Below are 15289 nucleotides of genomic sequence, written 5' to 3'. Positions count from 1 at the left end.
GGGTCAGTGGCGGCCGTTCTCGGCTGGGGTGACGGTCAGGCGGTGACGACTGGCGTCGCTGCTGGAGAACGGCCAGAGGCGGTCGGCGTACTCGACCAGGTCGGCCAGTTGATCCCGGCTCAGCCCGGCTGAGGAGATCTCCGCGTGGACGTCGGCCCGGTACCGGCCGTCGTTGTCCCGCCCCAGCTTCGCCTCCGCCCGGACCTGCACGGTGTGCGCCTCGTCGGTGATCTCCCCGGCCACCTCCACCGCCGCGTGATGCAGGCAGGAGGCGAAGGCCGCGGCCAGCAACTGTTCCGGGGTCAGCCCGGTGCAGTGCGGCGCCAGCGGTGAGGCCAGCGCGGTGGAGAGCCCGCCATCGTCGGTGCGTACGTGACCGCCCTCGGCGGTCGCTGTGGCCTCACGCAGCCAGGAACTCTGATCCGGCATCGCGTTTCTCCCGTCGCTCACCAGGCCGGCTACCCCTTCGCAGCCCGGCGAAACGCCACGGGGTCGCGCCGTCGAACGCCACGGGGTCGCGCCGTCAGCGCCCGGCGGGCAGGTTCGGCTCGTCCACCAGCACCACCGCCTCGGTGGCCTCCGCGGCGGCTCGTTCGGTCCACGGCGACGTCGGGGCCGGCCGGCGGGTCGTCGGCATCGTCATCGGCACGTACACCCGGGCGTCCACTGCCTCGGCCAGCAGCAGCGCTGCGACCAGGCTCGTCGGACGCTGCCCGGGGTCCTCCGCGAGGCAGGAGTGGCACAGCTCGGCGACCTCCGGTGGGAGCCCGGCGATGTCGGGCAGCGGCTCCGGTGGCTGACGGCGGCGTGCGAGGAGCAACTCGCTGGAGGTCGTCGCACGGTAGGGCAGGCGGGCCGTCAGGCTGTAGTAGAGCAGCACGCCGAGGGCGTACATGTCGGCGGCGGGGGTGGCGGGCGCCTCGTCCAGCTGTTCGGGCGCCAGGTACGCCGGGGTGCCGAGCACCATGCCGGTCGGCATCGGGTCGGGTTCTCCGGCGGCGATGGCGATGCCGAAGTCGAGCACCTTCACCCCGGCCGGGGTGAGGATGACGTTGGCGGGCTTGACGTCCCGGTGCACGATGCCCTCGGCATGCGCGGCGGCCAGCGCGGCGGCGACCTCCGCGCAGACCCGCACCGCGATCTGCCAGTCCAGCGGGCCGGCGCGCAGGTGCACGGCGAGCGTCTCACCCTCGGCCAGCTCCATGACGATGTACGGAACGGTGCGGCCGGGCCACGTCGAGGAAATGCCGAAGTCGTGCACGCTCGCCACGTTGGGGTGTTCCAGGCGGGCCGCCGACCGGGCCTCCGCCCGGATCCGGTCCACAGTACCGTTCCGATCGTCGCGACCGGGCGAGATGAGCTTCACCGCGACCGGCCGGTCCAGCACCTGGTCGTAGGCCCGCCACACCTCGGACATCCCGCCCACACCGATGCGCTGTTCGAGCCGGTACCGCCCGTCCAGCATCCGCATCGACCACTCCTCGTCCTCGCCCCGCCGACGGCGGATGCTCAGGTGCCGGTACCCGAGCGCCGAGCTGGGCAAACCGGAGCCCGACTCGGGGCGGACGGGCCCCGCGCACCTCGCTGCGCGAGGGCGGTGGGTGCGGTAGCTTGCGAGCCAGAGCCGGTGTCACCGATTGTGCCGGCACGGTCACCCGAGGGGGCGCCGCGATGAGCGAGGTCACCGTACGCTTCGTCGGCGGGCCCGCGGACGGCCTGGTTCGGCTGCTGCCAGCCGGCTCGGACGGCGCCCCACCCCAGCGTTGGATCATGCGGCACCCGGACGGCACGGGGTCGGTGCAGCCCGGCCCCGACCACCTCTACGAACGCGACCGGCCCGACGAGGCCGGCGGCTGGAGCATGCGCTTCGTGCGCACCGACGCGTACGGGGTGTCCGAGTGACCACGAGGCGGGGCTGACCGATGGTGTCGCCGGCGTCGCGTCGGCCCGCCCGCACAGCCCGCGCACAGCTTCCGCAGGGGCGCGGCACAGGCGTGGCGGCCACCATGGGGCCCATGGTCATGAACGGGCAGGCCGCGCCCAGCCGGATCGAGCTGCGTCGCCCCGACGGGGAACCCGTCCGGGTGCTGGTGGTCGACGACGAACCCACGCTCACCGACCTGCTGTCGATGGCCCTGCGCTACGAGGGCTGGCAGGTCCGCACCGCCGGCAACGGCATGGCGGCGTTGAGCACCGCCCGACAGTTCCAGCCGGATGCCGTGGTGCTCGATGTGATGCTGCCCGACCTGGACGGCTTCCAGGTGCTGCGCAGGCTGCGCGAGCACGCCCCCACCGTGCCGGTGCTCTTCCTGACCGCCCGCGACGCGGTCGAGGAACGCATCGCGGGGTTGACAGTCGGCGGCGACGACTACGTCACCAAACCGTTCAGCCTGGAGGAGGTCATCGCCCGGCTGCGAGCACTGCTGCGTCGCTCCGGGCTGGCGATCGCCGCTCAGGAGGAGGCGGTGCTGACCGTGGGTGACCTCAGCCTCGACGAGGACAGCCACGAGGTCCGCCGGGCCGGCCAGCTGGTCACTCTCACCGCTACCGAGTTCGAGCTGCTGCGTTACCTGATGCGCAACCCGCGCCGGGTGCTCAGCAAGGCGCAGATCCTCGACCGGGTGTGGAACTACGACTTCGGGGGCCAGGCCAACGTGGTGGAGCTGTACATCTCGTACCTGCGCAAGAAGATCGACGCCGGCCGGGCACCAATGATCCACACGCTGCGCGGTGCGGGTTATGTCCTCAAACCCGCCGAGTAGGCGCCGCCCACTGCGCGCCGCCCGTGGGTGGCTGGCCGGGCGCTCCCTGCGTACCCGACTGGTGTTTGCCCTGCTCGCGCTTCTCGCGTTGGTGAGCGTCGCGATCGGGGGCCTGACCACTGTGGCGCTGCGGCACTTCCTGATCGACCGGCTGGACGCCCAGTTGGCCCCCGCGACGGCCATGCGGGGCGACCGTCCGGGACGTCCGGCCTTTCCCGGTGACGGACCGGGCATCCCATTCGGGCTGCCGTCCGGCGCTGTGGTCGCCGAGATCAGCGATGGCCGCGTGACCAGCGCCCGGATCCTGACCAACAGCGTCTCCAACGCGTTCCCCGACCCGCAGCCCGTCCAGGTGGGGGAGGTCGCCGTGCTGGCGGACCTACCGGTCGACGCCAGACCGCGCACCGTCGACCTCGGCGATCGCGGTGACTACCGGGCCGTGGCCCGCCAGTACTGGGACGGCCGGGTACTCGTCGTCGCGATCCCCCTCTCCGGCGTCCAGGAGACCATCTGGGCGCTGGTCGCCGCGCAGGCCGGGGTGGCTGCGGTCGGGCTGCTGCTCGCCGGTGTGGCGGGCGCGCTGATCGTGCGGGCGACCCTGCGACCGCTCAACCGGGTGGCCGCCACCGCCACCCGCGTCACCGAGCTGCCCCTGGACCGGGGCGAGGTGGCGCTCGCCGTCCGGGTCCCGGCCGCCGACACCGACCCACGCACCGAGGTCGGTCAGGTCGGCGCGGCGCTGAACCGGATGCTGGGCCACGTCGCCGACGCGCTCTCCGCCCGGCAGGCCAGCGAGACCCGGGTACGCCAGTTCGTCGCCGACGCCAGCCACGAACTGCGGACGCCTCTCGCGGCGATCCGCGGCTACGCCGAGGTGGCCCGCCGTGGCCGCGACGAGGTTCCCCCCGACGTGGCGCACGCGCTGCGCCGGGTGGAGTCGGAGAGCACCCGAATGACCAGCCTCGTCGACGACCTGCTGCTGCTGGCCCGCCTCGACACCGGCCGGCCGCTCGCTGTCGAACCGGTGGACCTGACCGCTCTGGTGGTGGACGCTGTCAGTGACGCGCACGTCGCCGGCCCCGAACACCGCTGGCAGCTCGAACTGCCCGACGTGGCGATCCGGGTGCCCGGCGACGCCGCCCGGCTGCACCAGGTGGTGACGAACCTGCTCACCAACGCCCGGGTGCACACCCCGCCCGGCAGCACTGTCACCACCACCCTGGCCGTCGACGCCGCCAGCGCCGTGCTCACCGTCGCCGACGACGGGCCGGGGGTGCCGGTGGAGCTGCAACCGGAGATGTTCGAGCGGTTCGCCCGGGGCGACAGCTCCCGGTCCCGCGCGCACGGCAGCACCGGCCTCGGCCTGGCCATCGTCGCGGCGGTGGTGGAGGCCCACCACGGCACGGTCGGGGTGCAGAGCCGTCCAGGTCGGACAGTGTTCACCGTCCGGCTGCCGAATCCCACAGCTGACGCATAGTCTGCGCACGGGGTCGCGCCAGCCTGGCCGCCGAGGCTGGCCGCATGGACAGAACCGAGACCCTGCCGACGGCACCCGCCGCATCCGAGCCGTCGACGGCCGCCCACCCCGACGAGCACTCGCCGCCGACGCGCCGCCCGCCGGCCTGGGCCAGGCCCGCGTTGGTGATCCTGCTGCTGGCCACCGGCCTGCTCTACCTGTGGGGGCTGGGCGCGTCGGGCTGGGCGAACTCGTTCTACGCGGCGGCCGTGCAGGCCGGCTCGGTGAGCTGGAAGGCGTTGCTCTACGGCTCGTCGGACGCCGCCAACTCCATCACCGTCGACAAGACACCCGCGTCGCTGTGGCTGATGGCCCTGTCCGTACGGATCTTCGGGCTGAACAGCTGGGCGATGCTCGTACCGCAGGCGCTCTGCGGGGTCGCCTCGGTGGGCCTGCTCCACGCGGCAGTGAAGCGTTGGTACGGGCCGGCCGCCGGTCTGATCGCGGGCGCGGTCCTCGCGGTCACCCCGGTGGCGACGCTGATGTTCCGGTTCAACAACCCCGACGCGCTGTTGGTCCTGCTGCTGGTCGCCGGGGCGTACGCCACAGTGCGCGCGCTGGAGACGGCGAGCACCCGGTGGATCGTGCTCGTCGGTGTGCTCGTCGGCTTCGGCTTCCTCACCAAGATGTTGCAGGCGTTCCTTGTGGTGCCGGTCTTCGCCGGTGTCTACCTGCTGGCCGCGCCGACCGGGCTGTGGCGGCGGGTCCGGCAGTTGCTGCTGGCGGGGCTGGCGGTGGTGGTCGCCGCCGGCTGGTGGGTGGCGCTCGTCGAGTTGGTGCCGCCGAGCGCCCGCCCGTACATCGGCGGTTCGCAGGGCAACAGCATCCTGGAGTTGACCCTCGGCTACAACGGCCTCGGCCGGATCACCGGCGAGGAGGTCGGCAGCGTCGGCGGCGGTGGCCCCCGCCTGGGCGGCGGGGGTGGCCCGTTCTCCGGGCAGAACGGTGTGCTGCGGATGTTCGGTGGCGAGATCGGCGGTCAGGTCTCCTGGCTGTTGCCGGCCGCGCTGATCCTGCTGGTCGCCGGTCTGCTGATGGCCGGGCGGGCGGCCCGCACCGACCGCACCCGGGCCGGGCTCCTGCTCTGGGGCGGCTGGCTGCTGGTCACCGGCCTGATCTTCAGCTTCATGTCCGGGATCTTCCACGCCTACTACACGGTGGCCCTCGCACCGGCGATCGGCGGGCTCGTCGGCATCGGTGTGACGCTGCTCTGGCGGCACCGCCGACTGCAGCCTGCGCCCGGCGACGCTGGCGGCACGCGCTGGCAGCGGTGGAGTCCGCTGGCCGCCGCGGCGACGCTCGCCGGCACGCTCGCGGTAACCGTGTGGTGGGCGTGGGTGCTGCTCGGACGCAGCCCCGAGTGGTACCCGTGGCTGCGGACCGCGTTGCTCGTCGCCGGCCTGGTCGGCGCGGTGCTGCTCCTGCTGGTCACCCGACTGCCCCGCCGCCTGGTGCCGGTGGTGCTGGGCCTGGGCGTGGCGGCGGCCCTCGCCGGCCCGGTGGCGTACGCGGTGCAGACCGCCGCGACCCCCCACACCGGGTCGATCCCGAGCGCCGGCCCGTTCGTGGCGGGCGGGTTCGGCCGGGGCGGCTTCCCCGGCGGGCGACCGCCCGGTGGCATGGAACTGCCGGCCGGCGGCCAACTCCCCGGCGGCGGCCAGAACGGCGGCCGCAATGGCGGTCAGGGGCCCGACTTCCCGGGCGGTGGTCGTAACGGCGCACCCGGTTTCCCGGGCGGTCAGGGCCCCGGCGCCACCGGCGGGCAGGGGCGCTCGGCCGGTGGGGGCATGGGCGGGCTGCTCGACGCCCGTGAGCCGAGCGCCGCACTGCGCGAGCTGCTGGAGCGCGACAGCGCGGACTACACGTGGGTGGCCGCGACCATCGGCTCGAACAACGCGTCCGGTTACCAGCTCGCCACCGGTGAACCGGTGATGGCGATCGGCGGGTTCAACGGCAGTGACCCGTCACCGACGCTGGCGCAGTTTCAGCGCTACGTGGCCGACGGGAAGGTCCACTACTTCGTCGGAGGCGGTGGCTTCCGAGCCAACGGCGGCAGCGCGGCCTCCCAGGAGATCGCCGCCTGGGTCGCGGAGACGTTCACCGCGCAGACCGTCGACGGGGTCACCCTCTACGACCTCACCGCCGCTGCGGGGGCGTCGTGACCATGCTTGGCGGACCACGGCCCGCCATCCAGGCTCGACCCACCGCCGCCGTGCTGGACGTGGTCATCCCGGTCCACAACGAGGAGGTCGACCTCGGGCCGTGCGTACGACGACTGCACGCCCACCTGAGCGCACACTTCCCGTACCCGTTCCAGATCACTGTCGCCGACAACGCAAGCGTCGACGACACCCTGAAGGTGGCCGACGGACTGGCCGGTGAACTGCCCGGCGTCGAGGTGCTGCACCTGGACGCCAAGGGGCGGGGGCGGGCGCTGTCGGCCGCCTGGTCGGCGTCGTCAGCACCGGTGCTGGCGTACATGGACGTGGACCTCTCGACCGACCTGGCGGCGCTGTTGCCACTTGTCGCGCCGCTCATCTCCGGCCACTCCGACCTGGCGATCGGCACCCGGCTGGCACGTACCTCCCGGGTGGTGCGTGGCACCAAGCGGGAGGTGATCTCCCGGGCTTACAACCTGCTGCTGCGCGGTGCGTTGGCGGCGCGGTTCTCCGACGCGCAGTGCGGGTTCAAGGCGATCCGGGCCGACGTGGCCACGGAACTGCTGCCGGTGGTGCGCGACACCGGCTGGTTCTTCGACACGGAGCTGCTGGTGCTGGCCCAGCGGGCGGGGCTGCGCATCCACGAGGTGCCGGTGGACTGGGTCGACGACCCGGACAGCCGCGTGGACATCGTCGCCACCGCCCTGGCCGACCTGCGCGGCGTGGGTCGGCTGGGCCGGGCGCTGCTGACCGGGACGCTGCCTCTGGCCGACCTGCGCGCGCAGCTCGGCCGGGCACCGCTGACCGCGCCACGTGCCCAGCCGCTGGCCGGGCCGGGTGGGACGCCGCTGGCCGGGCCGGGTGCCCGGCCAGGAACGGCGCTGCCAGGACAGGTGCCGGTCGGGCTGCCCCGGCAGGTGGTCCGGTTCGCGGCGGTCGGGGCGGCGAGCACGCTCGCGTACCTGCTGCTGTTCCTGGCTACCCGGAGCGTGCTCGGCGCGCAACCGGCGAACCTCCTGGCGTTGTTGCTGACCGCGGTGGCGAACACGGCGGCGAACCGGCGGCTGACGTTCGGCATCAGCGGACGCCGACACGCAGCCCGGCATCACGCGCAGGGGTTGCTGGCCTTCGCGCTCGGTCTGGCGTTGACAAGCGGCGCTCTGGCGGTGCTGCACCTCGTCTCTGCCGTACCGGCCCGGCCGGTCGAACTGGCCGTGCTGGTGGCCGCGAACCTGGCCGCCACCGTCTTGCGCTTCGTGCTGCTGCGCCTCGGCATGCACCACCGCCGTACCTGAGTCACCGGCCGGTCAGTCGACCAGCATCTCGGTGAGGACCTCGACGACGCGTCGGGTGTGCCGCCCGTCGGGGTCCTCATCGGTGTTCAGGTCGGTCACGCTCATCCCGAGCAGCCGGTCGGTGCGGGCCAGCGGTGTGACCAGCGCGATCAGATCCGCCCAGCGCGGGCCGTCCGGTTCGGGGTAGGTCACCGCGGGCAGGTCGCGCGGGTCCACCACGTCCAGGTCGAGGTGCAGCCAGGCTGGTCCGTCCCCGTCGGCGGCCAGACCCGCGCCGACCGTCGCCGCGCCCCGGCGCCGCAACTCGGCGGCGTTGATCTGGTCGATCGCCGGGTCGATCCGGGCCGCCTCGACCCGGCTGCTCTCGTCGGTGGCCGGGCGGTGCCCGAGCAGGTGGACGCGGCCGGGCTCGATCAGCGTGCCGCCGGGGCCGACGGCGACCGGTCCGTGACCGGTGACCACCGAGAGGTCCATGTCGGCGGCTTCACCGGTCGGTGAGGTCGTGCCGTCGAGGAAGTCCGGGTGGGCGTCGACGAACCACAGGTCGGTCGCCGGGGGTAGGGCCCGGCAGATGCCGGGCAGGATCGCGCAGTCGCCGCCGAGCACAAGTGGTCGGTGGCCGTCCGCGATCAGCGCGCCGATGCGCGCGGCGATGGCGCCGCCGGCCCGGACCAGGCCCGCCGCGCCGATCACCCCGCTCGCCGGGTCGCGGTTCGGGTCGCGCAACCGCGCCTCGTCGATCTGTCCGTCGTCGTCGGCGGCGAGGGCCTCGCGCAGGCCGGCGCGGCGCAGCGCGGCCGGGGCCCGCTCCTCGCCGCGCCCGGCTCCGGAGGAGTCCAGCGGCGCGTCCACGATCATCCAGCGCACGTCCGCAGCGTACCGGCGGGATCGGCCGGTCCCGGCCACATTCTGTGGCGAGGCTGGGAGTACGCCGATGTGCCCGCGACAGCGACAGGGACCGGCGTACGGTGAGGGACAAGTCCGGCTTTCTGGGTCAAAAGCCTCATCGGTGTACGCCCTGCGACGCCGGTGTCGAGGCGGCGAGGCAAGGAGCGATCGGTGGAACATCTGGCCTACCTGGACGCGGGGTCCGGCAGCCTGATCGTGCAGGCGGTCGTCGGTGGGGTGGCTGGCGCCGCGGTCGCCGCAAAACTCTACTGGCGACGGCTGGTCGACCGGTTCCGCCGGCAACCCACCGACCAGCGCTGAGCGGGCCTGCTCCGACGATGGCGATCTCACCCACCGAGGTGCGGCCCGAGCCGGCCTCCTTCCGCGACCCCGCCAACCGGGTCTTCCACGTCGGCGACGAGGTGCTGCGCGGGCTGGATCCCCAGGCCGCCGAGCACTGGCGGGCACTGACCGGCAGCACGTTCTTCCCGGCGCTCGTCGCCGCGCGCAAGGTCTGCGCCACCGAGGATGCCCCGCCCACCCTGGTGCCGGCCGCGACCGGAACGCCGTGGGCGGCTGTGCTGCGCCACGAGCGCATCCCGTTCGTCTCCCACCCGTACGAGTGGTCGTTCAGCATGCTGCGCGACGCGGCCCTGCTGCATCTGGAGATCCTGACCGCCGCGCTCGGCGAGGGTTTCACCACGAAGGACGGCTCGGCGTACAACCTCCAGTGGCGCGGCGCCGAACCCGTCTTCATCGACATCGGCTCCTTCGAGCCGGTCCGCGACGGCGAACCGTGGGCCGGCTACCGGCAGTTCTGCCAGACAGTGCTCTACCCGCTGCTGCTCACCGCCCACCTGGGCGTCGACTTCCAACCGTGGCTGCGCGCCCGGGTCGACGGCATCGAGGCCGACGAGCTACGGCCGCTGTTCAACGGGACCCGCCGGCTGCGCCCCGGTGTGCTGACCCACCTGCACCTGCACGGGGCCATGCAGCAACGCAACGCCGCCGCCAGCACCACCGAGGTACGCGACCAACTGCGGGCCGCCGGCTTCTCCCGGGAGCTGCTGCTCGCCACCGTCCGCGGCATCGAGAAGCTGGTCCGCAAACTGGACCGCCGCCCGCCCGAGAGCCACTGGTCGGACTACCAACGCACCTGCGGCTACTCGGCCCGCGACCGGGTGGCGAAGGAGCAGTTCGTGGCCGTCGCGGTGGCCACCGGCACCCGCCCCCGGCTGGTGCTCGACCTCGGCGCCAACGACGGGCGGTACTCCCGGCTGGCGGCCGGGCACGCCGACTACGTGGTCGCCGTCGAGCAGGACCCCACCGTCGTCGACGAGTTGTACCGACAGCTGCGCTCCGAGGGGCAGCGCCGCATCCTGCCGCTGGTGCTGGATCTGGCCGATCCCTCGCCGGGTGGCGGCTGGCGGGGCGTCGAGCGGGCCGGCTTCGCCGAGCGGGCGTCCGCCGACGTGGTGCTCGCCCTGGCCGTGGTGCACCACCTGGCGATCGGGCGCAACGTGCCGCTGCCGGAGGTCATCGACTGGCTGGCCGGGCTGACCGCGCCGGGTGGCGCGGTGGTGGTGGAGTTCGTCCACCCGGAGGACCCGATGGCGACCCGGCTGCTGGCCAACAAGCCCGCCGGTCTCTTCCCGGACTACCGACGCGACACCTTCGAGACGTTGCTCGCCGCCCGAGGGCGGATCACCGACCGGCTGGAACTGCCCTCGGGCACCCGCACGCTCTACCGAACGGTGATCGGTGGCTGAACCGGTCGCCGCCGCCCCGTCGACAGCGGACGACCCGCCGCCGGCCGCCGTGCGGTGGGACCGGGGCTGGCGCGCTGAACTGGGCCGGCTGCTGGAGATCGTCGCGCTGGTCGGTCTCGTGGTCACCCAACCGCTGCTGGACGTGCTCGGCCGCAGCCCCGACTTCTTCCTCTTCCACCGCGCCGACCCGGCCCAGATCCTGCTGCTGCTCGCCCTGGTGACGGTGCTGCCCACGGCCGCTGTGGCGCTGCTCGGCGCGCTCAGCCGACTGGCCGGCCGAACCACCCGCGCCGTCACCCACACCGGGCTGGTCGGGCTGCTGGTCGCCGCCCTCGCCGTGCAGGTGGGCCGACACGTCACGCCACTTCGGGGCGTACCCCTGCTGGTGGTGGCCGTGCTGGCCGGAGCCGCCGGCGCCGCCGCTCACCGGCGATGGCGGGCGCCGGGCCGGGTGCTGCGACTGGCCGCCGCCGGCCCGGTGGCCTTCGTGGCGCTCTTCCTGCTCGCCTCGCCGACCTCGGCGGTGGTCCTGCCGCGCGGCGACGGCGGTGCGGCCGGCACCGCGCAGGGCTCGGCCGTGCACCCGCCGGTGGTCATGCTGATCCTCGACGAGCTGCCCCTGGTCAGCCTGCTCGGCGCGGACGGGAAGATCGACGCCGGACGGTATCCGCACTTCGCCGAGCTGGCCGGCGGTTCCACCTGGTACCGCAACTCGACAGGGGTCAGCGGGTGGACGCCCAACGCGCTCCCGGCGATGCTCACCGGCCGCTACCCGGCCAAGCCGGTCGCCCCGCACTACTCGCAGTACCCGGACAACATCTTCACCGCCTTCGGCGGCCTGTACGACATCCGCGCCGAGGAGAGCATCACCAGGCTCTGCCCACCCAGCCGCTGCGAGCAGCCGGTCACCCCGGAACAGGGGCTCGGCGTCCTGGTCCGGGAGACCGGCAAACTGCTCGGCCGGGTCGCCGGGCCGACGGAGAGCGCTGTCGACCCGGAGGACTCCTACCGCGAGCAGACCCGCGCCGAAGCCGGCCTGGACGCCGCCGAACCGGTGCCGGCCGACCCGAAGTTCCGCTGGGACAGCCTGGACGACAACCAACCGGCCCGGTTCACCAGCTTCCTGGCCGGGCTGAAGCCGACAACCCGGCCCACCCTGCACTTCCTGCACCTGCTGATGCCCCACTCACCATGGGCGTACCTGCCGTCCGGGGCGCGCTACGACGCCCCCGAGGACCTGCCCAACGACGGCGCCGGTTGGGTCGACCTGGCCCGGGCGCGGCACCTCGCCCAGCTCGGCTACACCGACCGGCTGATCGGCGAGACGCTGCGGACGCTGCGCGCCAACGGCCTCTACGACCAGGCCCTCGTCGTGGTGACCGCCGACCACGGGGTCAGCTTCCGCCCCGGCGCGCAGGGCCGCGGCATGGACGCCATCAAGGCCGCCGCCGGCGAGGTCGCCTGGGTGCCGACGTTCGTCAAGGAACCCCGGCAACAGACCGGCCGGGTGGACGACCGCAACTGGGAACACGTCGACCTGCTGCCGACCGTGGCCGACGAGGCCGGCATCCGGCTGCCCTGGGCTGTCGACGGCCGCTCCGCCCGGCAGGCCCCCCGCACCGACGGTACGAAGCACTTCTACGACCGCCCCGGCGAACCGGTCACCTTCCCCGGTGGCGTGCCCGCCCCACCGCCCCTGCCGACACCCCACCCCCTGGTCGGCACCGAGGTACGCGCCGGCCCTGCCGCCGGCAGCGCCCGGGTCGCCGACCTGGCGGCGTTCACCGCCACCGATCCGGACACCGGCACCCTTCCGGCGCTGGTCTGGGGCGACGTCCCGGACCGGATCCCGGACGGCACCCTCCTCGCCGTCGCCGTCAACGGTCGCATCGGGGCCGTCGTCCCGGTGGTGCCGGCCGACCCCGGCGGACGCCGGTTCGCCGCGCTGCTCGCCGACGACAAGCTGTTCCGCGCCGGCACCAACCAGCTCGACGTCTTCCAGGTCGCGACGGACGGTACGCTGCGACGCCTCACCCTCTCCTGACCTGGCTTCCGGGCCCGGTCCGGCCTGGTCTCCGGGGTTGGTCCGGCCCGTGCTTCCGGGTTCGGGCCGGTCCGGCCCCGTCTGGCGGGATACCGGGTTTCCCGGCCGCCCGGTCGGGAATCGGGTGACGCATACCTCACCGCCGAACCACGGCGGGCGTTGTCCCCCGAGCCGCAATTACGGTAGAAGCGAAGGCAATTCAACGTAGATCTGCCGGCGAAGCGAGGAACCACATGACGGAAGTCAAGCTCGATCACCCCGGTGGGCAGCTGTCGATGCCGGTGCATCCTGCGGTCGAGGGCCCCGCCGGTGTCGGGGTGAGCAAGCTGCTGAAGGAAACCGGGATGACGACGTACGACCCCGGTTTCGTCAACACCGCCGCTGCCTCATCCGCGATCACCTACATCGACGGCGACGCGGGCATCCTGCGTTACCGGGGATACCCGATCGAGCAGTTGGCCGAGAAGTCCTCCTTCCTGGAGGTCTCCTACCTGCTCATCTACGGTGAGCTGCCGACCGAGCAGCAGCTGACCGAGTTCACCGAGTGGATTCGGCGGCACTCGCTGCTGCACGAGGAGATGCGCCGCTTCTTCGACGGCTTCCCCCGGGACGCCCACCCGATGGCGGTGCTCTCGTCCGCGGTGAGCGCCCTGTCCACCTTCTACCAGGACAGCCTGGACCCGTTCGACTCCGAGCACGTGGAGATCTCCACGGTCCGGCTGATGGCGAAGGTCCCCACCATCGCCTCGTACGCGTACAAGAAGTCCATCGGTCAGCCGCTGCTGTACCCGGACAACTCGCTGGGGTACGTGGACAACCTGCTGCGGATGACGTTCGGCGTGCCGGCGGAGCCGTACGAGGTCGACCCGGTGATGTCGAAGGTGCTGGACATGCTCTTCGTCCTGCACGCCGACCACGAGCAGAACTGCTCCACGTCGACCGTCCGCCTGGTCGGTTCCAGCAACGCCAACCTGTTCGCCTCGGTCTCGGCCGGCGTGAACGCGCTGTTCGGCCCCCTGCACGGTGGAGCGAACCAGGCGGTGCTGGAGATGCTCCAGCAGATCCACGCCGGTGACGGCGACGTCCGGTCCTTCGTCCGCAAGGTCAAGGACAAGCAGGACGGCGTCAAGCTGATGGGCTTCGGCCACCGGGTCTACAAGAACTACGACCCGCGGGCGGCGATCGTCAAGAAGGCCGCGCAGGACGTGCTGGGCCGGATGGCCAAGCCGGACCCGCTGCTGGACATCGCCATGGAGCTGGAGGAGATCGCCCTCGCCGACGACTTCTTCGTCTCCCGTCGGCTCTACCCGAACGTGGACTTCTACACCGGCCTGATCTACAAGGCCATGGGGTTCCCGACCAAGATGTTCACCGTGCTCTTCGCGCTCGGCCGGCTCCCCGGCTGGATCGCCCAGTGGCGCGAGATGATCAACGACCCGGAGACCAAGATCGGCCGTCCGCGGCAGGTCTACGTCGGCTCCGCCGAGCGGGACTACGTCCCCTTCAACGAGCGCTGACCCGCTCCTCGCTTCACCAGCAGGCCGTCGACCCCACCGGGTCGGCGGCCTGCCGCGTTTCCGCGCTGCGCTGTCCCGTCCCGTCCCGTCAGAAGGCGGAGATGTCCTGGGCCCGCTCGGTGCGGCTGAGTGCGCTGATCAGCGCGGCCTGGCCACGCGGCGGACGGCCAGGCGGACCAGCAGGTCGCGCACGGGCTCGAAGACGTCCGCCGGGAACTCCGGCGTGGGTACGCCGATACTCACCGCCAGGTCGTCGGAGTGGACCACTCGCGTTACAGGAAGTCGGGGTGTCCCCGGCACTGGGACACCCCGACTTCAAGAAAGCCGAGTCGATCAACGGGCCGGGCCGGGCCCAGACCGAACCGGGCCAGCAGGGTCAGCGCAGGCCGGCGGCGGCCAGCAGGTTGCCCTCGGGGAGTGCCGGGAGGGCGCGACCCTGCGACATCCGCTGCTCGGCGCGCTCGGCGGTGAACGCGGCGTCGTGGTGGATGGCGGCGGCGTAGCTGGCGGCGGTGCGCTGGGCGATCGCGGCCCAGCCGTACTGGTCGCGGACCGTCCGGCGGGCGTTGCGGGCCATGACGCGGGCGCGGTCGGGGTCCGACAGGAGCGCGTCCACGGCGTCGGTGAGGCTGTCCGGATCGTGCGGGCGGAAGGTCATCCCGGTGACGCCCGGCTCGACGATATCGCCGAGGCCACCGGTGGCGGCGACGGCCAGGGGAGCGCCGGCCGCGGCGCCTTCCAGGGCCACCATGCCGAACGGCTCGTAGATGCTCGGAACGGCGAAGCAGTCGGACGCGGCCATCAGCGCCGGCAGGTCGGTGCCGCCCAGGAAGCCCGGCATCGTGACCATGCCGCCCAGGCCGCGGCGGTGCACCTCGGCCTCCAACTCGGCGCGGTACGGGCCGTCGCCGGCGATCACGGCACGCAGGCCGGGGTGCCGCTCGCGCAGTCGGGGGAGCGCCGCGATCAGGTGCTGGACGCCCTTCTCGTACACGAGGCGGCCGGCGAACGTGACGAGCGGGCCGTCCCCGGCGAAGCGGGCGCGGGCGGCGGCCACGGCACGGGCGGGCACCTGCCAGCGGTGCGGCTCCACGCCGTTGGCGACAACGTCGACCCGTCCGGCCGGTACGCCGAACAGGGCGTTGACCTCGTCACGCATGTACCCGGAGCAGACGATCACCCGGTTGGACTCGCTGCTGAGCCACTGCTCGACGCCGTGGATGGTGCGGTTCATCTCCTCCGGGAGCCAGCCCTGGTGCCGGCCGGCCTCGGTGGCGTGGATGGTGCTGACCAGCGGGATGTCCAGGTGGTCGCGCAACGTCATCGCGGTGTGGGCGAC

At 73.0% G+C, this 15289-nt stretch carries 14 protein-coding genes; 9 read left to right on the top strand and 5 right to left on the bottom strand.

All coding sequences use genetic code 11. From position 1 onward, the window contains the following. Positions 1-3: 3 nt before the first annotated feature. Positions 4-429, bottom strand: a complete 426-nt coding sequence (locus ABZU43_RS25680; protein WP_124819422.1) for an OsmC family protein — start codon at positions 427-429, stop codon at positions 4-6. Positions 430-523: 94 nt separating this feature from the next. Beyond that, the gene (locus tag ABZU43_RS25675; protein ID WP_355009023.1) at positions 524-1471 is read right to left on the bottom strand and encodes a serine/threonine-protein kinase; all 948 of its coding nucleotides are present in this window, start codon (positions 1469-1471) and stop codon (positions 524-526) included. Between the two features lie 200 nt (positions 1472-1671). On the opposite strand from ABZU43_RS25675, the gene ABZU43_RS25670 reads away from it, so the two are divergent. From ABZU43_RS25670 to ABZU43_RS25650, 5 genes are all read left to right on the top strand, one after another. After that, positions 1672-1902 (top strand): hypothetical protein, encoded by a 231-nt coding sequence (locus ABZU43_RS25670; RefSeq protein WP_112587606.1) that lies wholly within the window; start codon positions 1672-1674, stop codon positions 1900-1902. 113 nt (positions 1903-2015) lie between these two features. Further along, positions 2016-2762, top strand: coding sequence for a response regulator transcription factor (locus ABZU43_RS25665; RefSeq protein WP_355009022.1), 747 nt, complete (start codon positions 2016-2018; stop codon positions 2760-2762). A gap of 31 nt (positions 2763-2793) precedes the next feature. After that, positions 2794-4239, top strand: a complete 1446-nt coding sequence (locus ABZU43_RS25660; protein ID WP_355009138.1) for a HAMP domain-containing sensor histidine kinase — start codon at positions 2794-2796, stop codon at positions 4237-4239. Between the two features lie 44 nt (positions 4240-4283). After that, positions 4284-6440, top strand: coding sequence for a glycosyltransferase family 39 protein (locus ABZU43_RS25655; protein ID WP_355009021.1), 2157 nt, complete (start codon positions 4284-4286; stop codon positions 6438-6440). 2 nt (positions 6441-6442) lie between these two features. After that, positions 6443-7732, top strand: coding sequence for a dolichyl-phosphate beta-glucosyltransferase (locus ABZU43_RS25650; protein ID WP_355009137.1), 1290 nt, complete (start codon positions 6443-6445; stop codon positions 7730-7732). Positions 7733-7744: 12 nt separating this feature from the next. Here the strand turns inward: ABZU43_RS25650 and ABZU43_RS25645 are convergent, their stop codons facing one another. After that, positions 7745-8590 (bottom strand): arginase family protein, encoded by an 846-nt coding sequence (locus ABZU43_RS25645; RefSeq protein ID WP_355009136.1) that lies wholly within the window; start codon positions 8588-8590, stop codon positions 7745-7747. 201 nt (positions 8591-8791) lie between these two features. On the opposite strand from ABZU43_RS25645, the gene ABZU43_RS25640 reads away from it, so the two are divergent. The 4 genes from ABZU43_RS25640 (at position 8792) to ABZU43_RS25625 (ending at position 13950) form a co-directional block, all read left to right on the top strand. Next, complete coding sequence (locus ABZU43_RS25640; RefSeq protein ID WP_165947858.1) at positions 8792-8941, top strand: hypothetical protein; 150 nt, start codon at positions 8792-8794, stop codon at positions 8939-8941. A 17-nt stretch (positions 8942-8958) separates the two neighbouring features. Then, positions 8959-10389, top strand: coding sequence for a methyltransferase domain-containing protein (locus ABZU43_RS25635; RefSeq protein ID WP_355009020.1), 1431 nt, complete (start codon positions 8959-8961; stop codon positions 10387-10389). A gap of 49 nt (positions 10390-10438) precedes the next feature. Beyond that, positions 10439-12433 carry a sulfatase-like hydrolase/transferase gene (locus ABZU43_RS25630; RefSeq protein WP_355009135.1) on the top strand — a complete coding sequence of 665 codons (1995 nt, stop codon included), beginning with the start codon at positions 10439-10441 and terminating at the stop codon, positions 12431-12433. Between the two features lie 233 nt (positions 12434-12666). Further along, positions 12667-13950 (top strand): citrate synthase, encoded by a 1284-nt coding sequence (locus ABZU43_RS25625; RefSeq protein ID WP_355009019.1) that lies wholly within the window; start codon positions 12667-12669, stop codon positions 13948-13950. Between the two features lie 138 nt (positions 13951-14088). On the opposite strand, the gene ABZU43_RS25620 is transcribed toward ABZU43_RS25625, so the two are convergent. Together ABZU43_RS25620 and ABZU43_RS25615 are read right to left on the bottom strand one after the other, a co-directional pair. Beyond that, a complete protein-coding gene (locus ABZU43_RS25620; RefSeq protein ID WP_355009018.1) occupies positions 14089-14217 on the bottom strand; it encodes a hypothetical protein in 129 nt (42 codons plus the stop codon). 109 nt (positions 14218-14326) lie between these two features. Then, a partial coding sequence (locus ABZU43_RS25615; protein WP_355009017.1) for a glycosyltransferase family 4 protein occupies positions 14327-15289 on the bottom strand: 963 nt, incomplete at its 5' end.

It is taken from the genome of Micromonospora sp. NPDC005205 (assembly GCF_040608275.1).
GTDB lineage: Bacteria > Actinomycetota > Actinomycetes > Mycobacteriales > Micromonosporaceae > Micromonospora.
This window is presented reverse-complemented; position numbering and strand designations above follow the sequence as displayed.